The organism is Halocynthiibacter styelae, from assembly GCF_016123485.1.
In the GTDB taxonomy this organism is placed as follows: Bacteria; Pseudomonadota; Alphaproteobacteria; order Rhodobacterales; family Rhodobacteraceae; genus Halocynthiibacter; species Halocynthiibacter styelae.
This window is the reverse complement of record NZ_JADCKQ010000001.1, coordinates 265,385-289,071: the sequence shown is the minus strand read 5'-3', so window position 1 is coordinate 289,071 and position 23,687 is coordinate 265,385. Positions and strand designations below refer to the sequence as shown.

Annotated in this window: 26 protein-coding genes; 11 read left to right on the top strand and 15 right to left on the bottom strand. The window is 53.6% G+C overall.

The window, feature by feature from the left end; genetic code table 11:
- Positions 1-16: 16 nt before the first annotated feature.
- The 3 genes from H1D41_RS01435 to H1D41_RS01425 all read right to left on the bottom strand — a co-directional run bounded on the left by H1D41_RS01435 (position 17) and on the right by H1D41_RS01425 (position 1,763).
- Positions 17-859 (bottom strand): LytTR family DNA-binding domain-containing protein, encoded by an 843-nt coding sequence (locus H1D41_RS01435; RefSeq protein WP_228847232.1) that lies wholly within the window; start codon positions 857-859, stop codon positions 17-19.
- Between the two features lie 79 nt (positions 860-938).
- Complete coding sequence (locus tag H1D41_RS01430) at positions 939-1,274, bottom strand: DMT family transporter (protein WP_324250248.1); 336 nt, start codon at positions 1,272-1,274, stop codon at positions 939-941.
- Between the two features lie 30 nt (positions 1,275-1,304).
- Positions 1,305-1,763 carry an Lrp/AsnC family transcriptional regulator gene (locus tag H1D41_RS01425; protein ID WP_228847231.1) on the bottom strand — a complete coding sequence of 153 codons (459 nt, stop codon included), beginning with the start codon at positions 1,761-1,763 and terminating at the stop codon, positions 1,305-1,307.
- Positions 1,764-1,885: 122 nt separating this feature from the next.
- On the opposite strand from H1D41_RS01425, the gene H1D41_RS01420 reads away from it, so the two are divergent.
- Positions 1,886-2,092, top strand: coding sequence for a DUF6356 family protein (locus H1D41_RS01420; protein WP_228847230.1), 207 nt, complete (start codon positions 1,886-1,888; stop codon positions 2,090-2,092).
- 99 nt (positions 2,093-2,191) lie between these two features.
- Complete coding sequence (locus H1D41_RS01415; protein ID WP_228847229.1) at positions 2,192-2,965, top strand: class II glutamine amidotransferase; 774 nt, start codon at positions 2,192-2,194, stop codon at positions 2,963-2,965.
- Here the strand turns inward: H1D41_RS01415 and H1D41_RS01410 are convergent, their stop codons facing one another.
- The 5 genes from H1D41_RS01410 to H1D41_RS01390 form a co-directional block, all read right to left on the bottom strand.
- A complete protein-coding gene (locus H1D41_RS01410; RefSeq protein WP_228847228.1) occupies positions 2,966-3,613 on the bottom strand; it encodes a YitT family protein in 648 nt (215 codons plus the stop codon). It abuts the gene before it with no gap.
- A gap of 102 nt (positions 3,614-3,715) precedes the next feature.
- Complete coding sequence (locus tag H1D41_RS01405) at positions 3,716-4,657, bottom strand: hypothetical protein (protein ID WP_228847227.1); 942 nt, start codon at positions 4,655-4,657, stop codon at positions 3,716-3,718.
- A gap of 193 nt (positions 4,658-4,850) precedes the next feature.
- The gene (locus H1D41_RS01400; RefSeq protein WP_228847226.1) at positions 4,851-6,065 is read right to left on the bottom strand and encodes an NADP-dependent isocitrate dehydrogenase; all 1,215 of its coding nucleotides are present in this window, start codon (positions 6,063-6,065) and stop codon (positions 4,851-4,853) included.
- A 169-nt stretch (positions 6,066-6,234) separates the two neighbouring features.
- Complete coding sequence (locus H1D41_RS01395; RefSeq protein ID WP_228847225.1) at positions 6,235-6,879, bottom strand: thiamine phosphate synthase; 645 nt, start codon at positions 6,877-6,879, stop codon at positions 6,235-6,237.
- A 64-nt stretch (positions 6,880-6,943) separates the two neighbouring features.
- Complete coding sequence (locus H1D41_RS01390) at positions 6,944-7,426, bottom strand: GNAT family N-acetyltransferase (protein ID WP_228847224.1); 483 nt, start codon at positions 7,424-7,426, stop codon at positions 6,944-6,946.
- A 150-nt stretch (positions 7,427-7,576) separates the two neighbouring features.
- Here H1D41_RS01390 and H1D41_RS01385 point away from each other — a divergent pair, with 150 nt between their 5' ends.
- The 3 genes from H1D41_RS01385 (at position 7,577) to H1D41_RS01375 (ending at position 11,031) form a co-directional block, all read left to right on the top strand.
- The gene (locus H1D41_RS01385) at positions 7,577-8,311 is read left to right on the top strand and encodes an RNA methyltransferase (RefSeq protein ID WP_228847223.1); all 735 of its coding nucleotides are present in this window, start codon (positions 7,577-7,579) and stop codon (positions 8,309-8,311) included.
- 68 nt (positions 8,312-8,379) lie between these two features.
- Positions 8,380-9,519 (top strand): heme A synthase, encoded by a 1,140-nt coding sequence (gene ctaA, locus H1D41_RS01380; RefSeq protein WP_228847222.1) that lies wholly within the window; start codon positions 8,380-8,382, stop codon positions 9,517-9,519.
- A gap of 21 nt (positions 9,520-9,540) precedes the next feature.
- Positions 9,541-11,031, top strand: a complete 1,491-nt coding sequence (locus H1D41_RS01375; protein WP_228847221.1) for a carboxypeptidase M32 — start codon at positions 9,541-9,543, stop codon at positions 11,029-11,031.
- 114 nt (positions 11,032-11,145) lie between these two features.
- On the opposite strand, the gene H1D41_RS01370 is transcribed toward H1D41_RS01375, so the two are convergent.
- Positions 11,146-11,922 (bottom strand): enoyl-CoA hydratase, encoded by a 777-nt coding sequence (locus H1D41_RS01370; protein WP_228847220.1) that lies wholly within the window; start codon positions 11,920-11,922, stop codon positions 11,146-11,148.
- Positions 11,923-11,978: 56 nt separating this feature from the next.
- Between H1D41_RS01370 and H1D41_RS01365 the strand changes: the two genes are divergently transcribed.
- The 6 genes from H1D41_RS01365 (at position 11,979) to H1D41_RS01340 (ending at position 16,124) form a co-directional block, all read left to right on the top strand.
- Complete coding sequence (locus H1D41_RS01365) at positions 11,979-12,410, top strand: PaaI family thioesterase (protein ID WP_228847219.1); 432 nt, start codon at positions 11,979-11,981, stop codon at positions 12,408-12,410.
- Positions 12,411-12,494: 84 nt separating this feature from the next.
- Positions 12,495-13,811, top strand: a complete 1,317-nt coding sequence (locus H1D41_RS01360; RefSeq protein ID WP_324250247.1) for an NAD(P)/FAD-dependent oxidoreductase — start codon at positions 12,495-12,497, stop codon at positions 13,809-13,811.
- Between the two features lie 12 nt (positions 13,812-13,823).
- Positions 13,824-14,174 (top strand): DUF5368 domain-containing protein, encoded by a 351-nt coding sequence (locus tag H1D41_RS01355; RefSeq protein ID WP_107496050.1) that lies wholly within the window; start codon positions 13,824-13,826, stop codon positions 14,172-14,174.
- Between the two features lie 217 nt (positions 14,175-14,391).
- A complete protein-coding gene (gene rplM, locus H1D41_RS01350) occupies positions 14,392-14,853 on the top strand; it encodes a 50S ribosomal protein L13 (protein WP_107496049.1) in 462 nt (153 codons plus the stop codon).
- A gap of 2 nt (positions 14,854-14,855) precedes the next feature.
- On the top strand, positions 14,856-15,335 hold the full coding sequence (gene rpsI / locus H1D41_RS01345; RefSeq protein WP_228847218.1) for a 30S ribosomal protein S9: 480 nt from the start codon (positions 14,856-14,858) through the stop codon (positions 15,333-15,335).
- Positions 15,336-15,599: 264 nt separating this feature from the next.
- Positions 15,600-16,124, top strand: a complete 525-nt coding sequence (locus H1D41_RS01340) for a hypothetical protein (RefSeq protein ID WP_228847217.1) — start codon at positions 15,600-15,602, stop codon at positions 16,122-16,124.
- Here the strand turns inward: H1D41_RS01340 and H1D41_RS01335 are convergent.
- The 6 genes from H1D41_RS01335 to H1D41_RS01310 form a co-directional block, all read right to left on the bottom strand.
- A complete protein-coding gene (locus H1D41_RS01335) occupies positions 16,090-16,710 on the bottom strand; it encodes a TetR/AcrR family transcriptional regulator (RefSeq protein ID WP_228847216.1) in 621 nt (206 codons plus the stop codon). The two genes, H1D41_RS01340 and H1D41_RS01335, sit on opposite strands and share 35 nt — an antisense overlap.
- Positions 16,711-17,589 (bottom strand): polyphosphate kinase 2, encoded by an 879-nt coding sequence (gene ppk2 / locus H1D41_RS01330; protein WP_228847215.1) that lies wholly within the window; start codon positions 17,587-17,589, stop codon positions 16,711-16,713.
- Between the two features lie 60 nt (positions 17,590-17,649).
- Positions 17,650-18,576, bottom strand: coding sequence for a homoserine O-acetyltransferase MetA (metA, locus tag H1D41_RS01325; RefSeq protein ID WP_228847214.1), 927 nt, complete (start codon positions 18,574-18,576; stop codon positions 17,650-17,652).
- A gap of 68 nt (positions 18,577-18,644) precedes the next feature.
- Positions 18,645-19,508 carry an ATPase gene (locus H1D41_RS01320; RefSeq protein ID WP_228847213.1) on the bottom strand — a complete coding sequence of 288 codons (864 nt, stop codon included), beginning with the start codon at positions 19,506-19,508 and terminating at the stop codon, positions 18,645-18,647.
- A gap of 68 nt (positions 19,509-19,576) precedes the next feature.
- Positions 19,577-20,551, bottom strand: a complete 975-nt coding sequence (locus H1D41_RS01315) for a hypothetical protein (RefSeq protein WP_228847212.1) — start codon at positions 20,549-20,551, stop codon at positions 19,577-19,579.
- A 9-nt stretch (positions 20,552-20,560) separates the two neighbouring features.
- Positions 20,561-23,581 (bottom strand): aminotransferase class III-fold pyridoxal phosphate-dependent enzyme, encoded by a 3,021-nt coding sequence (locus tag H1D41_RS01310; protein ID WP_228847211.1) that lies wholly within the window; start codon positions 23,579-23,581, stop codon positions 20,561-20,563.
- Between the last annotated feature and the right edge of the window lie 106 nt (positions 23,582-23,687).

Here is a 23,687-nt window from a genome sequence, read left to right as displayed (position 1 = left end):
ATCCGTGGCGCGGTATTTATGCCGGTTTCAGGGCTTTGCGTACTTCTGGCGCACGACGACGGCTGACAGGGACGATATCGCCGTTTACCATCTCACATTCCCAGGCTGAACCGGCCTTGCGCAGATTGTGAACCTGATCGCGGATAATCCAGTGAGACCGGTGACATTGCAGCCCATTATAAACCGCCAGTTTCTCAATTGCGTCTGAGAAAGGCATCAGAACCAGATGCGTGCCCTGATCAGTAACAAACGCAACATAGTGGTCCTGCGCTTCCGCACGGATCAGCCTGATATCCCGTTGTGGGGGAATTGCGCTAAAAAGTCTGTGGAGGGCAGGCGGTTCACGTGCCGGAACGGCAGGTACGGGGGCAGGATCACCCGCAGCATCCACAGCGTAGATCACAAGGGTCAGAACTGTTCCCAGGATCAGGGCGTTCCAGCCAACCCCGGTAAGTTCCGTGAAATACCACCAGGGCAGCAACGCCAGGCTATCTTGCGGGTTTTCTTCTGTTCCTGAACCAATATCCACCGTCAGAGAAATCGCAGCAAAAATCAGAGGTGTGATCAACACGCCCACAAAGGGCAGTAGCCGCGGTGATAGCTGACGTCGCACAAGCCACATAAAAGCAGAAAGCCACAGGACCGCAGACAGGGCAAAATGCAGAAACCAATGTATAAGCGACTCAAGGAAATTCAGCTGTTCAGAGCTTTCGGGTTCCATCAGAGTGATCAGCAGGCTGGCCAGACCGCCAAAGAACAACACATTGGGCAGTGCATCCCGCCACGTGAACTCCTCTGGAAGTTCCTGTCCTTTCAGTGCCCGCCGAAAGCCGCGCTGAAATGCCTGATAACCTGCCATGTCTGCTCCGTGTGCTGTCGCTAAGGCATCAAAGGGAATAGGGTGTTGTTGCAACCAGCAACCTGCCCGGCAATTCGTATCAGTGGGTTGCGCTGTGTGAAAACAGGTTAATCACCAGAACCCCGGCAATGATCAGACCAAGGCCAATCACCGCAGGCAGATCCAGTTTCTGCCCGAACACCGCCAGGCCGATCAGGGCAATCAGAACAATACCAAGCCCGGACCAAAGGGCATAGACCACGCCAACGGGCATGAATTTCAGGGTCAGACTAAGCAGGTAGAAGGACACAGCATAGCTGACCACAACCACAAGCGAGGGCAGGGGTTTTGTGAACTGTTGACTGGCCTGCATAGACGCCGTGCCTATGGTTTCCGCAATCACGGCGCAGATCAGGTAGATATAGTGCATTGGCATGGGGCAAATCCGGGAAAGGGGCCTGCGCGCCTAAAGCGGCAGCTCGGTGGTTTCTTTCAGTTCTTCCATGACAAAAGACGCGGAAACATCCGACATGTCCACCCTGGAAATGAGCCGCTGATAAAGATCGTCATAATCCTTCACATCGCGCACTCTTGCGCGGATCAGATAATCCAGATCGCCAGTCATACGATAGGCACCCAGAATTTCCGGCATCTCGCGGGTGGCGCGGGCAAATTTTGTCAGCCAGTCCGCATCATGCGATCGCGTGCGGATCTGGATGAAAACAATCAACCCAAGATCCAGCTTATCCGGATCAAGCAGGGTAACACGTTTACGGATTACGCCGGATTCTTCCATCGCGCGCACCCGCCGCCAGCAGCCATTGCGCGACAGGTTCACAGCCTCGCCCAGGGCTTCCAGACTCAGGGAGGCATCCCGTTGCAGGTGTTTCAGGATTTTGCGGTCTGTATCATCAATTGTCACCATAAGATATCAATACAGGTGAAAATGTCACCGTATCAAGCGAAATCTACCAGAGATTGGGAACACTTCACGCGCGGCCCCAGATAATATGGGTGAACGCAAACAGGTCAGAACAGGACAGAAAAATGATCAGCAAAGTATTTCTTGAGCATCCGCGCGCCGTCGAGGAAAGCTATCTGGAACATGCGGCATTTGCCGGAAAGTTTTCGTTCAAACTGTTTCTGGCCGCTTTTGCCGCGCTGATCCATGCGGTGATCCCCTGTCTGTTTGAAAAGACCGCCAGCAAGATGATCGCCCAGATGTACGATAAGACAAAGAACCGCGGGAAATAAGTCGCCCGACGTTTCGCAAAGCCCTGCCACCGAAGGAGAGAGCGGTGGGCAGGGCTTTTGTTTTGCTGTAAGCAGCCCCAAACAACGAAAGTATTCCCTATGTGCCGATGGGCCGCCTTTATTGGCCAGCCGATTTTCCTTGAGCAGGTGATTTCCGCACCGGCCCATTCCCTGCTTGTGCAAAGTCAGGCCGCCTCAGAGGCGAAAACCGCAATCAATGCCGATGGGTTTGGGATTGCCTGGTATGCGCACCGGCCTGAACCCGGCTTGTTTCGTGACGTGCTGCCCGCCTGGTCTGATCCCAATCTTGCCTCTGTCGCGGCGCAGATCAAATCCGGCCTGTTTCTGGCCCATGTGCGTGCCTCTACCGGATCGGCCACTAGCCGCAACAACTGTCACCCGTTCACATCCGGCCGCTGGAGCTTCATGCACAATGGTCAGGTCGGGGGCTTTGAACATTTCCGTCGCAGTGCCGATATGCTGATCCCGGACGAACTTTACCACGAACGCAAAGGCGCAACCGACAGTGAGGTTCTGTTCCTGCGTGCGCTTCATCACGGGCTGGATCAGGATCCGGTGAATGCCCTGGTGAAAGCCGCCCGCGATCTGGAAAATCTGTCGCGCGAGAAAGGCGAAACCCCGCATCTGCGTCTGTCCGTGGCCATGTCAGACGGTGAAAACCTCTATGCCGCCCGCGCCAGTTCTGACCATATTGCACCCACAGTGTATTACAAACGCTGCACGCAGTCTGAAGGCTGGATGGTGGTGTCTGAACCATTGGAAACCAGCAGCGACGACTGGATCGAATTGCCTGCGGGCAAGCTGGCTGTTTTCACAAAGGATCACGTCCGCCTTTGTGATTTCATGGGCTGATCAGCGCGCGATATAGCGGTCTTTGCGGTGGTTCATGCCAATCGCCATATTGGTGATCAGGGCACCCAGCAGGGAAAACGCCACCAGGGGCAGATTCAGCACAAACAGGGCAATCGTAAAGATCACCGCATCAACAGACAGCTGGAACCACCCGGCCTGAAACCCCGTGCGTTCCTGAATGTAAAGTCCCAGCACACCAATGCCACCAAGGCTTGTCCCATGGCGAAACAGGATCAGCAGGCCCGCACCCGCAAGCGACCCGGACAGAATGGCACCAAACCAGGGGTTCAGCGTTTCAAACTGTACCATTGCCGGCATGAAATGCATCTGGGCGGTGACAACAGCCACGGCCAGAAAGGTTTTCAGGGTAAAGATCAGGCCCAGACGAAACCATGCCAGCAGATAGAAGGGGATGTTCAGAATGAAAAAGATCGTCCCGAATTCCCAGTCCGTAACATAAGACAAAAGAACCCCAAGCCCTGCGGTCTGCCCGGTGATCAGGCCCAGTTTTGTCAGCAAAGCCACGGAAAAGCTGCACATCAAAGTGCCGATGCCAATCGCAATCGCATCCTCATACCAGGCATGCGCAGCCTGGCGATGGGGTTCTTTGTGGCCTTCGGGCGGCTGGGATTTTATGTGGTTTTTCATGACAGGGACCGTTTTTTCTAAATCACTGATCACGCTGCATGACAAATGTCAAACGCCCGCAGTGTCGCAACTGCGGGCGTCTCACTGGGTGGTTGGCGTATATCAGTTGATCACCCGCAGACGGTTCCCGGGCAGCTGACCGTTCAGGAAGACAGGCTTGCCGACCTGTTCAGCAAAATTCATCCGGCGGGCAGGGCGATCTCTCAGAGCAAAATCAATACCGATGCCAATGGAGGCAAAATTATCAATATCATCATCTGGCATAATGTGTTCCACAGCACCATACACAGCAGCGCGTTCGGCAAATTGATAGCGCAGTCCGGCACCGATGGATGTGTAAAGATCTTCATCCGGCTGGCTGTAATGGGACAGATAGCCCTGCAGATCCAGTTTTTCATTCAGGGGCATATCGACCCGGGCATTGAAAATCCGTTGTGCATCAGTTGCATGAACATAATGGGCGCTGATCGTGAACCGGTCTGCGGCATGGTTCAGGCCCATCGCTGTAATGTGGCTGGCGTCATCATTCGGGATATAGGTGATCAGCGTTGCAGTCGTGCGGGAAGACAGTGACAGACCTGCGCCAAGGGACCAGTAATCTCCGGCCGTATCCGGCAAATCCCGATCCAGGGCTGCAAAACCTGCGCGCAGGAACCAGTTATTGCCACTCCAGGTCAGGCCAACTTCAGAGTTCTCAAAACGCGTGTGATCTTTAAAGCTGAAAAACTTATCATCCTGACGCAGGTGACTGTAAGTGACATCCAGGCGAAGATGATCAGACAGGGCGAAATCAGCACCGAAATCAAGATTACTGTGCTCAATGCTGCCAATATCCAGATTCAGACGCGAATAATCCGCGTTCACCCAGAGATCGGTTGTTCCCAATGCTGTTCCGGCTGACAGATTGCCCAGAATTTGTTTCAGATCCGTGCCTTCTGTGCGGTCAAAGGCTTCGACACGCCCCCAGACCCATGTGTCTGCGATCATTGGCTGTGCGGTCATGGACAGTGTTGCGGCCAGTGCCATGCTGATGTTTTTATTCATGAATATCCCCAGTCTGTTCTGCCGCGCAAAGCGTCAAATCCCTTAAGGGTTGTTTCACGTTGACGGTCCTGACGGAAGAGTAAAATCAACCAAAGGGGTATAAGTCTGGCTAATTCTGGCGGAGAACAGGAGGTACGCACAAAAAAGCCGCCACATTTTTGCGGCGGCTTTCTGAATTGAATGTGTGGTCGGGTTAACCCGCCAGCGCCTTGCCAAGGTTTTCATTAACCTTCTCAAGGAAGCCCATAGTGGTCAGCCATTTCTGATCCGGACCAACCAGCAGCGCCAGATCTTTGGTCATGTCGCCGGATTCAACTGTGTCTACGATGACTTTTTCCAGGGTCTCTGCAAAGTTCATCAGCTGTGTGTTTTCATCCAGTTTCGCACGGTGCTTCAGACCACCGGTCCATGCAAAGATAGACGCGATAGAGTTCGTGGAGGTCTCTTTACCAGCCTGGTGCTGACGGTAGTGACGGGTCACAGTACCGTGGGCGGCTTCGGCTTCAACGATTTTTCCGTCTGGTGTCATCAGCTGGGATGTCATCAGACCAAGGGAACCAAAGCCCTGTGCCACGGTGTCGGACTGAACGTCGCCGTCATAGTTCTTACAAGCCCAGACAAAACCACCGTTCCATTTCATCGCACATGCCACCATGTCATCAATCAGACGGTGTTCATAGGTGATGCCAGCTTTTTTGAAATCAGCTTCGAATTCTTCTTCGTACACCTTCTGGAACAGATCCATGAAGCGGCCGTCATAGGCTTTCAGGATGGTGTTCTTGGTGGACAGATACACAGGCCAGCCCAGTTTCAGGCCGTAGTTCATGGATGCGCGTGCGAAATCGATGATGGACTGATCCAGGTTATACATACCCATCGCAACACCGGCGGCGGGGGCGTCATAAACGTCTTTCTCAATGGTGGTGCCATCTTCGCCAACGAATTTCATGGTCAGCTTGCCCTTGCCAGGGAAGAGGAAATCAGTCGCTTTATACTGATCACCAAACGCATGACGGCCAATAACAATCGGCTGGGTCCAACCTGGAACCAGACGTGGTACGTTCTGACAGATGATCGGCTGACGGAATACAACACCACCCAGGATGTTGCGGATGGTGCCGTTTGGCGAACGCCACATTTTCTTCAGGCCGAATTCTTCAACGCGGGCTTCATCCGGAGTGATGGTCGCACATTTGACGCCAACGCCGTATTTCTTGATCGCTTCAGCCGCGTCAATGGTGATCTGGTCGTCGGTTTCGTCGCGTGCTTCGATACCAAGGTCATAATATTTCAGATCAATATCAAGGTATGGCAGGATCAGTTTGTCTTTGATGAACTGCCAGATGATGCGGGTCATTTCGTCACCGTCGAGTTCTACGACGGGGTTCTCTACCTTGATTTTGGTCATGAGATGCCTCTTTGGGTTGGAATCGAATTTGAGGGCTTTCTACACCCCCGAGATGAAAAAAGAAAGACGGTATGCGAATGTATACAGAAAAGATCTGAACTGTTTTAGCCAGAAATGAAAACAGGCCGCCGATGGGGCGACCTGAGTGGGGCTTTGACAGGAACAGGAATTAGACTTGCATCGCCTTGATCAAAGCACCCAATGCGCCAGATGCATCTTCCTGACGCCAGATTTCGTCGCCAATCCCGAAAAAATCTGTGACAGGTGAAAGGCTTCTGATCAGATCTTCATCCAAAACACCTTCGGCCACAACCGGGACTTCGACAACTTCAGACCACCATTTGAACAGATCGGCCTCGGCGCGGCTGCCATCACCGATCAGGGTTTCACCGACCGGGCCAAAACTGATGTAATCGGCCCCGGCTTCGCCCGCGTTCAAACCATCATGACGCGAGGTGCCACAATGGGCGCCCAGGATAAAATCAGGCCCATAGGTTTCACGCAGCTTGCGCAGGCCTTTGTTGTTGTCCGTCAGATGAACACCATCAAAGCCCAGCTTTTCCGCAAGCAGAACATGGCTGTCCATGACAATCGCCACATCACGTGCATGGCAGGTTTCGCGCAGCAGATCACCGGCGCGGGACAGGGTGCTTTCGTCCTGTGTGCTCATGGCCATACGCACACAGCCGATCTCATGCGCATCCAGAACACGACCCAAAAGATCCGGGAAAGACGACAGTTCGAATTCCGGCGGGGTGATCAGATAGATCTGTGGTTGCTCCGGGGCGATCTCGGCAGAGGTGTCAGCGGCCATTTCCGGCTCCTATATAGAGGTTTGCGCCCCTATACCGGATCGCGCGTCAAAGGCAAAGCCCGCATCAATCGGTTTTCACCCGGAATTTCCGGAATTGGGCCCCGTCATATTCAACAGGCTTCAGCTCTTCCGCGCCAAGGCGTTTCAGTGCCCCGGTGGATTTGCGGCTATTGGGCAGCAGGAATGTCACGGCGGTTATTCCCGCAGCATGAGCCGCTTTCAGCGCAGTTTTGCAGATGCGCGGGCCAATGCCACGTGTTTCAGTTTTCAGAACCATGCCGAAATCCCAGTCTGATCCTTCTTTCTGAAATCCACCCCAGCCGATGTATTTACCCTTGTGGTAAATCCCGACATGACCAATTCCATCATCCGTCCAGCGCGCTTCTTTCGCTGCAACAAAGTGCCTTACGGTGCTGAGATTCCAAATGGTTTTAAGCAAGGGCATATGTTCCGCCACTTTCGGGTCGGTCATATGGTCAAGTATATCCTGCGGCGCGACGTCCGTCAGGCGCCGGTAGGAAATGCCATTTTCTTCAATATACATCATCGCAACTCTCTACGAATAACAGGGGCTGCTAACTGCTTCATTGTGTCATGATGTATTGATTGTGCAACCTGGCTTTATGACTGCTTCCGCGACTTGCATCATGAGGGGGGGATCAGTTACAGGGGCGTAACTTTTACATCGGGGAATACCATGACACAGCCAGCCTTCATCCTGATCCGCCCACAGATGGGGGAAAATATCGGTGGGGCGGCGCGTGCCATGTGGAACTTTGGTCTTGATCGTATGCGCATCACCAGTCCGCGGGATGGCTGGCCCAACCCCAAAGCCGATGCAATGGCGTCAGGGGCCGGGCGTCTTCTGGATGAAGCGCAGATTTTTGACAGCACCGATGCGGCACTTGCGGATTGTGACTTTGTGTTTGCGACAACCGCGCGCCATCGGGATCTGACCAAACCGGTGATGACCCCGGAACGCGCCATGGCCCACACCCGCAATCTGATTGCAGAGGGCAAGAAGGTTGGCGTGATGTTTGGTCCGGAACGGGCAGGGCTTGAAAATGAAGATATCGCCCGCGCCAATGCGATTATTTCTGTCCCGGTGAATCCTGAATTTGCCTCGCTCAACCTTGCGCAATGTGTGCTGCTGACTGCCTATGAATGGGGGCAGGACGCCCACGATATGCCAGCGGAAAGCATGGAAATGGCAAAAACCGAATTTGCACCGCAGCATGAAGTTGCGAAACTGGCAGAACATTATGAAGAACGTCTGGATCAGGCCGGGTTCTTTTTCCCGGAAACCAAGGCTGAAAGCATGAAGCTTAACCTGCGCAATTTCTGGTCCCGCATGCCCATGACCCGCGTGGATGTGCAGACATTGCACGGAATGTTGCGCCAGATGGTGCGCTGGAAGGAACGCGGCGACTGACCACGTTTTCACATCTTGCAGATGGGCGCAGGCAGGCATAGGTTCCCCGTGAATAAAGGAGCCAGCCCATGAGCCAGAAACGCAGCATCTTTGAAGAGGTCGGCGGCGATCAACCCGCCCAAACCGCAGCCGCGCCAGGTATGATTGACGCGAAATCACGTGGCGCACGTGGTGCGATCCGGATCTGGCTGGGCATGCTGTTCGCATTGGTGGCTATGATGATCCTGGTGGGCGGTCTGACACGCCTGACCGACAGCGGCCTGTCCATTACTGAGTGGAACCTTGTGACTGGTACGCTGCCGCCTTTGAACGATGCAGGCTGGCAGTCAGAATTCGCCAAATACCAGCAAATCCCGGAATTCCAGCTGCAAAACCACGCCATGGATCTCGAAGGGTTCAAATCCATCTATTGGTGGGAATGGGGGCATCGTTTCCTGGGCCGTTTTGTCGGGCTTGTCTGGGCGATCGGGTTCTTCTGGTTCCTGATCCGCAAACAGATCCCGGTGGGCTGGACCTCAAAACTGCTGATCCTGGGCGGGCTTGGCGGCCTTCAGGGCGCGATTGGCTGGTGGATGGTGTCATCCGGCCTGACCGGCCGTGTGGTTGATGTGGCCTCTTATCGCCTGGCGATCCACCTGGGCCTGGCCTTTGTCATTCTGGGGATCATCGCATGGCATATGATGTCACTGTCGCATTCCGAAGCCAGCCTGATCAAAGCCCGCCGTGGCAAAGAGGCAAAGCTGTTTTCCATGGGCACGGGCTTGATGCATTTCGCTTTCCTACAGATCCTGCTGGGCGCGCTGGTTGCGGGTATTGATGCCGGGCGTGGCTATATCGACTGGCCCTATATGGGCGGGCAGATCATTCCCGACGGGATGTTCATGCTGACGCCGATCTGGTCGAATTTCTTCGAAAATTCCGCGCTGACGCAGTTCATCCACCGTCTTGCCGGCTATCTTCTGCTGATCTTCGCCTTTGTGGCCTGGCGCAAATCCCGCGCCTCTGGCAATGCTTTCACCAAAGGCACGTTCACTGTGGTTCTGGTGATGATGCTGGCTCAGGCCATCCTCGGCATTGTGACCGTGATGAATGCCGCACCTCTGAACCTTGCGATCATGCACCAGCTGGGGGCGATTGTGCTGTGGGTTCTGATCCTGCGGGCGCGTTTCGCAGCGCTTTGCCCCAAAGAACAATCCGTACGTGACTGATATAACAGGAAGAATGATAAAATGAGCAGCTTTTCAGAACTCATGGCGTTTCAGCGCCGCACCGAAGCCCTGAACCAGACCTCTCAGCGTCTGGCCTGGGATCAGGAAACGGTGATGCCACGGGGCGCAACGGCCCAGCGTGCGGAAGAAATGGAAGCGATGGAGGCCGTTCTGCACGCCCGTCGCACCGATCCGCGCATGGGGGACTGGATTGAAAAAGCATCGCTTGAAAACCTGACTGAGGTCGAATCCGCAAACCTGCGCCTTCTGAAACGCAAATTCTCGCGTAACTCAAAAATTCCAGCGGATCTGGCCGAAGCGCTCGCACGGGAAACCAGCCTCGGGCAGGGGATCTGGGCCGAAGCCCGGTCCCGTGAGGATTTTGCAGGTTTCGCCCCAACCCTTGAAAAGGTCATTCAGCTGCGCCGTGAAGAAGGCGAAGCCATGGCCCAGGGCGAAGACGGTATGGGCAACGCCTATGACGCGCTGGTGCAGGATTACGAAACCGGCGCAACAGCCGAAAGCCTGGGCGCAATGTTTGACGCCATGCGCCCGCGTCTGGTGGCGCTGCTGGATAAGGTCAAAGGATCATCCCATCAGCCGAAGAAACTGAACGGTACATTCACCCCGGATGATCAGATGAAATTCGCCCATGTTCTGGCGGAACGCTTTGGGTACGATTTCAACTATGGCCGGATCGATAAGGCGGTGCATCCGTTTTCGCTTGGCTCAGGTCAGGAAGCCCGGATCACCACCCGCACCGTGGAAAACGACCCGTTCAACTGTTTCTATTCCACCATCCACGAAGTTGGTCACGCCTGTTATGAACTTGGCATTGATGATCAGCACCTGCTGACCCCGCTGGGCCGTGGTATTTCCATGGGCGTGCATGAAAGCCAAAGCCGGATCTATGAAAACCAGATCGGTCGTTCCCGCGCGTTCACAAGCTGGATGTATGGCGCGGTGCGTGAGATGTTTGGCGATATTGGTGTTGAGAATGCCGAAGAGTTCTACGCCACTGTGAACAGGGTGAATGACGGTTACATCCGCACAGAAGCGGATGAACTGCAGTATAACCTGCACGTTCTGTTGCGGTTTGATCTGGAACAGAAACTGATTTCCGGTGAACTTGCTGTGGCCGATCTGCCCGATGCCTGGAATGAACGTTTTGAAGCCGACTTTGGCTTTGCGGTGACAAAACCATCCCAGGGCTGCATGCAGGATGTGCATTGGTCTGTGGGGCTGTTTGGTTACTTCCCGACCTACAGCCTGGGTACAGTATATTCCGGCAATCTGAACAAAGCGATGCGCGCAGATCTGCCGGATCTCGATGCAAGTCTTGAGAAGGGCGACACAAGCCCGGCAACCGGCTGGCTGCGTGAAAACCTACATCAATATGGTGGCCTGCGCGATCCGCGTGAAACCATCACCCATGCCTGTGGGTTTGAACCATCAGAGGCGCCGCTGATGGATTATCTCGAAGACAAGTTCAGCGACATCTATAAGCTGTGATCAGGCAAGTGGGGGACCTGTCCCCCACACCCCCTGGGATATTTACAGAGACAAAATGAGATATGCATATTTATATGCATAGATTGTGCATAAGATATGCATGCTGTGTGCATGTCATTTTTTGCGGTTTATGAAGGTCTCAATCATGGCCTCAGTATCGCGCAGCATCATGTTTTCCGTGATCACCTGTCCGGTGTAATCATAGGCCTCGGAAAGAGGCATTTCTAACTGTTTGTAAAAGGCTTCTTTGCCGATTTTCACGGCAGATGGCAGTTTGCCCGCGATCTTTTCTGCAAGTTCCATTGTGGCGTTCTGTAGATCTTCCGCAGGCACGACGCGATTGATCAGACCCAGGCTAACAGCCTGATCTGCATCCAGAAATTCACCGGTTGTCAGAAGTTCAAACGCCTGTTTGCGTGGAATGTTCCGGGTGAGGGCGACCATCGGTGTGGAACAGAACAGGCCAATATTGACACCGTTCACACCAAAGCGCGTGCCCTCTGCCGCAATCGCCAGATCACAGGTAGCGACCAACTGGCATCCGGCGGCGGTGGCGATGTTGTGGACTTCTGCAATCACAGGCTGGGGCAGGGTGGTGATCTGTTGCATGACAGCGCTACAGCGTTGAAACAGATCAATAAATCCAGCTTTCCCGCCATCCACAGCTGTGCGTTTTGCGGTCATTTCCTTCAGGTCATGACCCGCACAGAAAACCCGACCAGCGCCCGCAAGGATCACGGCTTTTACGGTTGTATCTGCGGCAATTTCATCAAGTTGCACGGACAATTCTGCAAGCATGCCATCAGAAAGCGCATTCAGGTTGCGATCCGAATTCAGGACAAGACGCGTCACGCTCGCCTCTGTGTCGTTGCGTAAAATCAGATCGCTCATCTTGTTCCCCCATCTGCTTTGCGCCACTCTGACCGAAAGTTTGCGGGGAGGCAATCATGGCGTTTCAGATGGATAAACAGGAACTTGAAACCTGGATGGGGCAGATCTTTCCTCAGGTGGCAGAGGATTTTCGGGTGGAGCGTCTGGAAGGCGATGAAACCGATCTGCGCCTGCTGGTTTCAGAACATCATCTGCGCCCGGGTGGTACAGTTTCCGGACCTTCCATGTTTGCCCTGGCAGATTGCGCGATGTATGCGGCTATTCTTGCGCGGCTTGGAAAAGTTGCCCTGGCCGTCACAACCAATTGTTCCATTGATTTCATGCGTAAACCAGCGGCGAATACCGATCTGATCGGTATCGCGCGGATCCTGAAAATGGGGCGGGCGCTGGTTGTGGGGGATGTGCTGATTTATTCAGAAGGCGATACCCGGCCCGTGGCGCGGGCGTCATTAACTTATTCCATCCCACCCGCAGATCAGCAACGGTAGATTGATCTGCATCAAAGCATCATGAAACTGTCATAATTAACCTGTTCCCCGCCAGCCAGGCAACGACAGAACGGGGAACAGGCCGTGTCTGAACATAAAATGAATATGAATCGCCGGGCCCTTTTGGGGTTACTGGCCGCCGGAGGTGTGGCCAGTGTTGCTGCGTCCGGCACCCAGGCCGCGCAAACGGTAAATACATCTGCAAAGATCGTTATTCTGGGCGCAGGGGCTGCGGGGATGGCGCTTGCAAACCGGTTGAATACCCGCCTGAACGGGGCGGATATTACCATAATCGACGGGCGTCCACGCCATTTGTACCAGCCAGGGTTTACCTTGATCGCGGCGGGTCTGAAGCCCGCGGATTATTCTGTCAGCAGCAATGACACATGGCTGCCGCGCGGGGTGAATTTCATCAATGCGTTTGCCAGTGAGATTGATCCTGAAAGCAAGCTGCTGCGCATCGCGGGGCAGGAAGATGTTGCTTATGACTATCTGATTGTTGCGCCCGGGTTGAAACTTGACTGGGATAAGATTGAAGGGTTTTCCCTTGATATGGTTGGGGAAAATGGCATTGGTGCGGTCTATGCCGGGCCGGAGTATGCTGCAAAAACCTGGACCGCGATGGATAAGTTTACGGATGAGGGTGGTGTTGCGCTATTCACCCGTCCGGCGACGGGCATGAAATGTGCCGGTGCGCCGCTGAAATACACGTTCCTGACCGATGATTACGCCCGCCGCAAAGGCAACCGGGGCAAGGTGGAAATGACCTATGCCGCCCATAACAACGGGCTGTTTGGTGTGCCGATCGTCAATGAAAAGGTCCGTATGTTGTTTGAGGATCGCGGGGTGGATGTGCATCATAACCACGTGATGAAAGCCATCGATCCGGTGAAGAAACTGGCGACATTTGAAACGCCTGAGGGCGACACAGAACTGCCATATGATTTCACCAATGTCATTCCGCCACAGCGTGCGCCGGATGTGATCCTGAATTCAGCGCTGCCATGGGCGGACAAATGGGTTGGTCAGGGCTGGGTTGAAGTCGACCAATACACGCTGCGCCACAACCGTTACCCGGAAATCTTTGCCTGTGGTGATGTTGCCGGGGTGCCAAAGGGCAAAACCGCGGCCAGTGTGAAATGGCAGGTGCCTGTAGTCGAAGAACAGCTGATCGCCCAGATCCAGGGACAGGAAAGTGATGCGCGTTATAACGGCTATACGTCATGCCCGCTGATCACAAAGATCGGTCGCGCGATGCTGGTGGAATTTGATTACAACAACAATCTGGTTCCAAGTTTCCCGGGCGTAATTGCGCCGCTGGAAGAGTTGTGGATTTCCTGGCTGATGAAAGAAGTCGCACTGAAAGCCACTTATAACGCCATGTTACGTGGCCGGGCATAAGGGAGAGAGAGAATGAAAGAACTGACATTATCCACCCTGTTTGCGGTGTTTGAGGAAATCTTCGGCAAGGGCCTGTTCTGGGCTATGGTCGCTGTCGCGGCACTGGTAACCGTTGGCTACATCTATGTGCTGGTGCGCGACCGGGCCGTTAGTTGGAAAAAATTCCTGCTGGCCCAGATGGCGATGCCCTTTGGGGCCGTGGGGGCGGTGGTCTTTGTGCAGCATATGACACATTCCTCTTTGTCGGATCTCGGCGGGCCGGTCGACGTGATCGTGCTGGCAATGATAGCCATTGTCGGTGCGATTGGCGCGGCGATCCTTGTTTATACGGTGCAGGGGCTCTTTTCCCGGCGTGCCGTCTAGGGTAAAGCAGAACAATCCGGTCAGACGGGGGTAAATGCCCGTCTGGCTGGGGATAAGATGTGGGGTATATTTATACCTATTTTGCAAAGCGTTGAAAACAAACAATTAATTTAACCTTACTGCACTTGACTGTGCGCCAGATGCGTATAAAACCCCAACATCGAATTCCGGGGGATCCCCCCGAACGGGCCATTTGGCCTTAACTAAGGGTTAAACCATGAAAACTTTCTCTGCGACTCCGGCAGATATCGACAAGAAATGGATCCTGATCGACGCTGAAGGCGTTGTTCTGGGCCGTCTTGCTTCGATCATTGCCATGCGTCTGCGCGGTAAGCACAAGGCGTCTTTCACTCCGCACATGGACATGGGTGACAATGTCATCGTGATCAATGCGGACAAAATCCAGCTGACCGGCAAAAAACGCACGGACAAGAACTACTACTGGCACACTGGCCATCCAGGCGGCATCAAGTCCCGTACTGCTGGTCAGATCCTCGAGGGTGAACACCCAGAGCGTGTTGTGACCAAAGCTGTTCAGCGCATGCTGCCAGGCGGCAAGCTGTCCCGCAAGCAAATGACCAACCTGCGCGTCTATGCCGGTGCCGAGCACGGCCAGGAAGCACAGAAGCCCGAAGTTCTGGATGTGAAATCCATGAACAAGAAAAACACCCGGAGCTGATCATGACTGACGAAATCAAATCTCTGGATGAGCTGAACACTGTTGCTGAAGGCGCAGTGGAAGTTGCTGCCCCGCGTGAGCCTGTTCGTGACGAACTGGGTCGTTCTTATGCAACTGGTAAGCGTAAAGACGCTGTTGCCCGTGTCTGGATCAAACCAGGTTCCGGCAAAGTGGTTGTGAATGGCAAAGACCAGGACGTTTACTTTGCACGCCCGGTGCTGCAGCTGATCCTGCGTCAGCCTATGCAAGTTGCTGGTGTTGAAGGCGAATTCGACGTTTACGCAACTGTTAAAGGTGGCGGTCTGACGGGTCAGGCGGGCGCTGTGAAGCATGGTATTTCTAAAGCTCTGCAGCTTTATGAACCCTCCCTGCGCGCACCACTGAAAGCCGCTGGCTTCCTGACACGTGACTCTCGTGTTGTTGAACGTAAGAAGTTCGGTAAGCGCAAAGCGCGTCGTTCCTTCCAGTTCTCCAAGCGTTAATCGCTTCCGGTTTTTACCGATACATTTTCAAGGGCTCGCAGTTTTGCGGGCCCTTTTCGATTCGTTCCTCAAGCCGGTTCTGTTGGTCAGGTGCCTTAGTGTCAGGGGGAATTATGCGAATAATACGTCAGCAGAATTGAACTTGCGCGCATTTGGAAACAATAGACCTGCGTTGCGGTCTTTGCTGACCTTTTGTTAAAGGTTATCGCTATTTTCGACCGGGTTTGACCCAATTTTTCCATATTTCGAAGTTAGACCCGATATATGTTTGATGATGATATGATCCTTGCCAGAAAAGAACCGGAACAGCGGCGGCAGGATGCGTTTGCCCGATTGTTTGCATCTGTCATATTGGCTGTTTTCGCAGCGTCAGTCGCAGAAGCGCTGATCCGCTCGTTTTCAGGCCCAGACTATTCAGATGCGATGCGGAACCTTGCATCCGGACTGCGTTCAGGTGTTTTTGCCGGTGTGTTGATGTTGCAGCCCGTGGATGCCGTGATTGAACGTCACAGCATTTCCCGAATGCTCGCCTGTTTCAGCAGTGGCTTTCTTCTTGGGCTGGCCTTGCAGTTTTTCATTCTGACCCCGTCAGAAGGGGCTGGCGCTGCAATTCTTGCCTATTTTGTGCTGTGTCTGGTGATTGGCGCAGTCTGGTTGATCGGCTACATCAGTGCAGTGATCACGACCTGGCTGGGTCTGCCATTGCCAGGTGATATATGGCGTGCTGCCCTGCAAAAACTGAGAAAACCGCGCGTTAGTGATCCGGATCAATCAGACCAAGCCCCCTGAGATACACGCCAATCCCGCTTTCCAGTAAGTCCTCTGGCGAAAACGGGGATGCAGTTCCCGGGGCATTCCGCGCGAATAGTTCAACGACACCGTGAGACATCGCCCGGATATGGGCTGAAAACATTCGGGCGGGCGGGCGTTTTTCAGGTGGAATATGCGCGATAAGCCGGTCTGCGGCTTTTTCCATGATGCCCATTGCGCGCGCGGACACTTCAGCAAGCAGAGGTGAGCGGTTCACATGGATCCCACTTTCAAACATCGCCACATAATGCCCTGGATAGCGGCGGGCAAACGCCAGATAGGCACGCCCAACTGATTCAAATCGCGCAAGATCGCTGACATCACCTTTTTCCCAGGCGTATTCAAGCAGATCTGCGAAAATCTCATATCCCTGACGGGCGGCTTCTGCGATCAGATCCTCACGGCCTTCAAAGTGACGATAAACAGCGGCAGGGGTGACGCCTGCGCGTTTGGCCGCTTCTGACAGAGTGAAACCTGTCGGTCCTTTCTCCTCAATCAGGGAAAGCGCAGCTTCAACTAACGCCATGCGCAGGTTGCCGTGATGATATCCGCGTTTTTTGACCATTCAGCCGGCGTCCCAAATCTCTGGCGTGCCGCAGATTTTGTCATCAGGGGCCTGGATGGCATTGGGGTTTTTACCTGCGTACTCCATATTGCGCAGGATATGTTCAATCACGGCCAGACGTGCGCGTTTCTTGTCGTCGCTGCGGATCACGGTCCAGGGCGCATCAGCGCTGTGACTGCGTGTGAAAGTTTCCTGAATGGCGGCGGAATAGGCATCCCATTTTTTCAACCCTTCAACATCAATCCAGCTGAGTTTCCATTGCTTTAAAGGATCTTTTTCACGTTTCAGAAAGCGATTTAACTGTTCCGCACGCCCGACATTCAGCCAGAATTTGAACAGATGAATGCCCTCTGATGTGATCTGTTTTTCAAATCCAGGTAGCTGATCAAAGAAACGTTCACGATCATCGTGTTCACAAAAGCCAAAGACTTTTTCAACCACGCCACGATTATACCAGGAACGGTCAAACATCACGAGTTCACCGGCGGTGGGCAGATGTTGAACGTAGCGCTGAAAATACCATTGCCCGGCTTCCCGGTCGCTGGGTTTTGAAAGGGCAACAATATTGGCGGATCTTGGATTAAGATTTTCTCGTAAGCGTTTGATTGTTCCGCCTTTCCCGGCAGCATCACGTCCTTCAAAAACCACCGCAACCCGTGCGCCGCATTCTTTCAGATGCGCAAGCAGTTTGACCAGTTCGACCTGCAAGGCTTCCATCCGGTCTTCATAGTCGGAACGGGACATCTGCTTGTCGTAAGGATAGCTGTCAGACAGAATGTCCTTTTTACCGCCATTCCTGATTGCATCCCGCACATCAGCCGGGGCTTCTTCCTGAAAAAACCGGCTGATGGCACCATCAAAAGGCAGATTGTCTGTCATGTTAACCTCCGTCACTTGACCCTTTATGCGGTGTCAGCGGGGTGGTGGCAAGAACCGGGCTTAGCTTTGCCCGCTTCCGATTTTTGACATGTCATATTCTGTGGTCTGATAGATCTCATTGATCCAGTTGCCATAAAGCAAATGCGCGTGGCTGCGCCAGCGATTGCGGGGCGGCTGGCTGGGATCATCATCGGGATAATAGTTGTCAGGCACGTTGATCGGGGTGCCATTGGCAACATCCCGGTCATATTCCTGTTTCAACGTGTCGCTGTCATATTCCAGATGGTTAAAGATATAAAGCGCACGATGATCCGGATCCTCAACGAGGCAAGGGCCGGATTTATCCGAGGACAGCAGCGTTCGCAGGCCCGGGGCTGTGTCGATTTCATCCTGATGCATTTCCGTCCAGCGGCTGACAGGTATCACACATTCATCCGAAAACCCCCGCAGGTAGGGCGAGGTACAATCAAGGTTGTGGTGCTTGAAACAGCCAAACGCTTTGTGATCCAACATATGTTTTTTCACACCATGGAAGTGGTTGATCATGGCCATACCGCCCCAGCAGACGCCAAAAGTGGAATGCACATTTGTCTGTGTCCATTCAAAGACTTCCATCAGTTCCTTCCAGTAAGTCACATCCGGAAAGGGGAGATGTTCGATCGGCGCGCCGGTGATGATCAGCCCATCGAATTTCTCGTTTTTGACGTCACTGAAGGGACGGTAAAATTCTTCCATATGTTCGGCGGCGGTGTTTCTGGTCTGATGTTCAGACATCCGGATCAGATGCAGATCAATCTGCAGCGGTGTCGCACCGATCAGGCGGGCAAATTGATTTTCTGTCTGGATTTTCTTCGGCATCAGATTGAGCAGCGCAATCTTCAGCGGACGAATGTCCTGATTGGCAGCGCGACCTTCACCCATGACCATAACGCCTTCTTCTGAAAGGACTTTATAGGCGGGCAGGGTGGATGGAATCTTGATAGGCATTCTGTGACCTCAGGCATGGATAGTTTGAAAATATGACATGGGGGCATTGCGAACAAGTCGCGGCCCCATCACATTCGCGCGTCCAGAGCCTGGGCAATCAGTTGGTTAAAGTCGTTTTCATTGCGCAGCTTTGCCACGTCATTAGCGGAAACGGTTACACCCCAGTTTTGTGCCATAGCACGATACTGTGGCTGACGATGGCTGACCGCGCGGCGGTAGGCCCATCGAATGAATTCATCTGGATTAACGTCGTCGGATGAGACGTTGTTATCATTCAGATATTCATCCCAGGACGATTTTAGAATTTCAGGCTGATAATACATCGGCTTGGGCGCTTTATCAAAGCGGCGGATCAGTTCTTCGGTATGATCGTCCGATCCTTCGATCCAGACCAGAAGCATATTTTCTGACAGGCTTTTCAGAACCGGATCATTTTCATCATGTGGGTCAACGACCTCGCAGATGGAACCACCGCTGTCGCCGATGAAATTCTGGTAACCGTAGATCTCTTTGGAACGCGCAACGAAATGGGCGGTATCCAACAGGGATGCAATTTCAGCACCCCGATGCTGGTCCTGGCGTTTCAGGTATTCGTCAAAAGGGATGCCGCCCTGATCAGGGTTGCCGGGTTTGCCCAGATAGGTGGATAGAGGTGCCAGGTTTTCAAAAGTGATGTTTGAACCGATATAAATCGAGTCTGACCGCAGAAGATCCGCCAGAAACGGCGTTTTCATAGCCTCACGCTTGAAATTATCAACGATATGTTCGCCCATATAGCGCGTGCCAATGCGGTAATCGACGGAATAGTGAAACCAGTCGCCGGAAGACCGCAGCATATTGGAAATATAGGTTTTCCCAAGGCCGGACATGGCAAACAGCATGACCTGTTTGTTCTCAGCGTTCAGCCAGTCTTTGCCGGAAGTATACTGCATGGAAGCCTCATTTCGTCTTTTTGCACTGGTAGCGGGCGAAAAAGCGGGCGTCAACTGAGGAGAGGTGGTCAGGGTAACAATCTCTTCCAGGCCAGTTCAGAGAATTCGTCTTTTTGGGGTTCCAGCATCTGTTGCCCGAGAAACCAGTAGAAGAATTTTTCAAAGGGAAAGTCTGTGAAATGTGATTTGGCCTGCCTCAGGTTTTCAACCAGTTCCGCGGTTGTGTGACAGGTTAATGTGCCGTGGTGGAAGTCACATTCAGCACAGGTCAGGACAGGTTTACGGTACATAAACGCCTCAAACCCCACGGCAGAGTTTTGTGACACTATGATTTCAGACGCGGCGATCAGATCGTGAATGCTGGCATCTGTAATTTCAGCGTTAGGGATACTTTCGCAGAATTCCCGCCAACGGTTGCGTTCTTCCGCGTTATGAAGCGGATGTAGCTTGACGTATACTTTGCCGGGAACGGTTGCGCAGGTTGTCCGTATGATCTGTTCACTGGTCAGAAAATGTACCTTTTTCGGGTATTTCTCTATATTTTGCAGTGGAATGAAGGCACTGGCCGGGCTGAGTTCTTTGCGGTTGCTCTGAGGCCTTGAGGAAATATTGTTGCGTGTAAAATACCCGCTGACACCGTTGTAGAAGTATTCTGCTGCGGGAAAATCGATCTGTTCCGGATTATACTTCATATGCCTGACGCCAGAATTCCAGTGATATCCCGTCTTATCCAGGTACCAAAATCCGGGCACGTAGCTGGGGTAAGCGTGATACATGCGGTTGCCAGCCAGGCGGCGCGGGCCTATTGAAACTTGCAGATGGTTGGTTTCACGAACGCCGTAAGACAGATCTGATTTGAAATGGGTCAGCAGAAATCTGTAGCCTTGTGCCTTTGCAGTCGGGCCCAGCTTTTCAATGAAATCGCATTCTCCGTTTAGGATCTGGTCGTGCCATTCATCGCTTGCATGGACAATGAGAGGCGCAAGGCGCCCCTCAAGTTGTTTCAGATTGTTCAGCTTCCGAATGTATTCAGAATGCGCCATTCAGACTGTTTACCCCATCAAACAGGTGACTTCTTTCATGACCTTATCCATCACCCCAATCAGCATATCAATATCTTCCGCATCAATCGTCAGAGGCGGGCGGATCTTGAGGATATTGTCATGCGGGCCTTCGCGACCGGTCAGGATACGATGTTCACGCAGACGGTTGATCACGTAAGACGCAGCATCCGTGGCTGGTTCTTTTGTTGCACGATCTGTCACCAGTTCGACGCCGATAAACAGGCCCATGCCGCGAATGTCACCGATGACATCATATTTCGCCATAAGGGTTTTAAGCCCTGACCGTAGCTCAGCACCGCGTATACGCGAATTTTCCTGCAAGCCTTCATCATCAACGATATCAAGCACTTCCTTACCCATGCGACAGGACAGGGTGGAACCGCCGAAGGTAGAGAAATATTCGGGGCCTTCAGCAAATTTATCGGCAATTTCACGGGTGGTGATCACCACACCCAGCGGGTGACCGTTGCCAATGGGTTTGCCCAGAACCACAATGTCGGGCACCGCGCCCTGATGTTCAAAGGCAAAGTAATAGTCGCCCAGGCGGCCAAGGCCGGTTTGAACTTCGTCCGCGATACAAATGCCACCAGCGGCCCGGATTTTATCATAAACCGCAGGCAGATAGCCTTTTGGCGGGATGATCTGACCACCGACAGAAGGGAAGGTTTCAGCGATGAAACCTGCAACGCCGTGGCCCTTTGCCTGAAGACTGGCAATCGAAAGGCCAACCAGATCCGCGTATTTCTGTGCAGCATGCGGATCGTCGCGCTTAAAGCTGCCTTTGTAATCATCCGCAACCTCAACCAGCTCCACCCAATCGGCCTGGCCAACACCGCCTTTGGCGTTGAATTTATAGGCGGAAATGTCGATCGCGCCGGTAGTGTTGCCGTGATAGCCGTGGTTGGGCGTGACCATGCCTTTGGCCCCACTGGCCGCACGCGACAGGCGCAGGGCAAGTTCATTGGCCTCTGTGCCGGAGTTCACGAAAAAACAGACATTCAGCGGATCCGGCAGTTTAGAGCGGATCTTTTCCGCAAAAGCCACCTGTGCCGGATGCAGATAACGGGTGTTTGAGTTCATCCGTTTCAGCTGATCCGCCGCCACCGCCTGAATGCGGGGATGGGCGTGGCCCACATGCGGAACATTGTTATAGGCATCCAGATAAGGCCGACCCCATTCATCAAACATATGATGCTTCCAGCCGCGCACCAGCATGGCCGGGTTGGAATAAGACAGCTTCAGGTTCTTGCCGAAGTAAGCCTCACGATCCGCCTGAACCTCTGCTTTATCGGTGGGTTCCCAGCGGGCATAATCATCATCGAGGTTCATCAGCATGGCCGGGTTCGGGCAAAGTGCTTCCCAAAGGAACATCTCATCCGGGTCCCCCACGCCGGGCCAGTCTTCGCCCATACCACCGGTGGACAGCGCCAGCTGGAAATGCACATGGGGTGCCCAACCGCCGTTTTGTGTCGGATCGCCAAGTTCACAGAAGGCATCGCCTTTTGCCACCTTGTCACCGACTTTCAGGCGTTCGAGGAACTCGGGGTTCAGGTGACCGTACAGCGTGTAAAAGTTATCACCGTCTGGTGTTTCGTGCTTCAGGATGATCACCCCGCCGTAATCCAGATGCCCGGCACGATATTCGGCGCAGAAAACCTCGCCATCGCAGGGGGCAAGCAATTTGCGGCCAGCAGGGGCGAAAGCATCAATCGCCAGATGCACGGTGCGGCGGTCGCTGGCCTTATAAGGGCCTTTGCGGAAGGCGTGGTCGGTGTAGACAAGGCGTGGTTCGTTATAATTGCCAAGCCAGGTTTTATAACTGCCCTTGCCGTCATCTTCTTCATATTCGCAACCCACATGCGCGGCCTCGGCAATCGGCATGTCGAACGGGTTCTGTGGGGTTGTGCAAGCCTCAACCGACAGCGATCCAATCGGTGCATCTGTCAGACCTTCCCCCATGACGGGCGCGAAGTTACCGCGTTCGCAGTTCAACCAGGCCATGACACGATCTGCACCATCGACAACCGGCAGATCGCAGGCGGCGCGCAGGCGGGCGTTGATCAGGCCTTCGTTGACAGCGTGGTTCTCAAGGAAGCTCCAGGCAGGCGCCTGAGAGATCGTCACATAAGGATCATCCGGGTTTTCGATGGCCATCAGCGTGGAATTGACCACCGAAACTGCCAGGCGCATCTTCAGGAGCGGCCAGAGAAGGTCAATTTCCTGTGGCGTGAGTGGCGACACAGAATGATATCCCTGCACCAGCGCCACCAGGGCTTTTTCCGCATCAACGTCACCCAGCACCACATAGGCTGCCGTGATCGCCAGATCAACAATCCGCGGGCCAGCGCACATGTCACCAAAGTCAATAAGCCCCGTGATGGATGGCGCATCGGTCAGGGAACCGGACACCAGAATGTTGTAATCATTCAGATCATTGTGGATGGCGGACTTTGGCAAAGCCTGCAGGGTTGGGAAGGCAGCATCAAAGCCCTTGCAGATGTCAGAGATCAGCGCGCGGCGGTTTTCATTTTCAATGGTTTGCAGATCATCTTTGACCCATGCGCCTTTCATCAGATCCCACTTGAAGTCACGATGCAGTTCTGCATGTTCAAAACCGGACAGGGCTTGTGTCAGTCGGGCATTGGCTGCGCCGAGATCACAAACAAGGGCGTCGGTGTGCGGACGGAAATCAGCCCAGGGACGGCCAGCCACAAGGGACAGAACCCAGCACAGGCGCATTTCACCATTTTCATCGGCAATCTCTGTAAACAGGGCGCCGGATTTTGTCGGGATGACATCCGGCAGGGGCAGGTCTGCATCGGCTTTGCGTGCGGCATCAATCGCGCCGGTCTGCATATCGATAAAGGCGTTATCGCAACCCGGACGCATGACTTTCAGAACATGGCCGCTGTCGGCTTTGAAATTCAGGTCATATTCGCCATCAAGCCCGCTAAGCGCGGCCGTGATACCCCAATGCTGCGCAAGCATATCCTGCCAGTGTTTCGCCATGGAATCCCCCTGTCTGTTCTGCGCACAGATTAGCCTGCGAAAACCGCATGTCGAGCGCGTTTTGCATTCGTTTTACTTGCTTATATCTGAGGGAAGCGCAGAAATG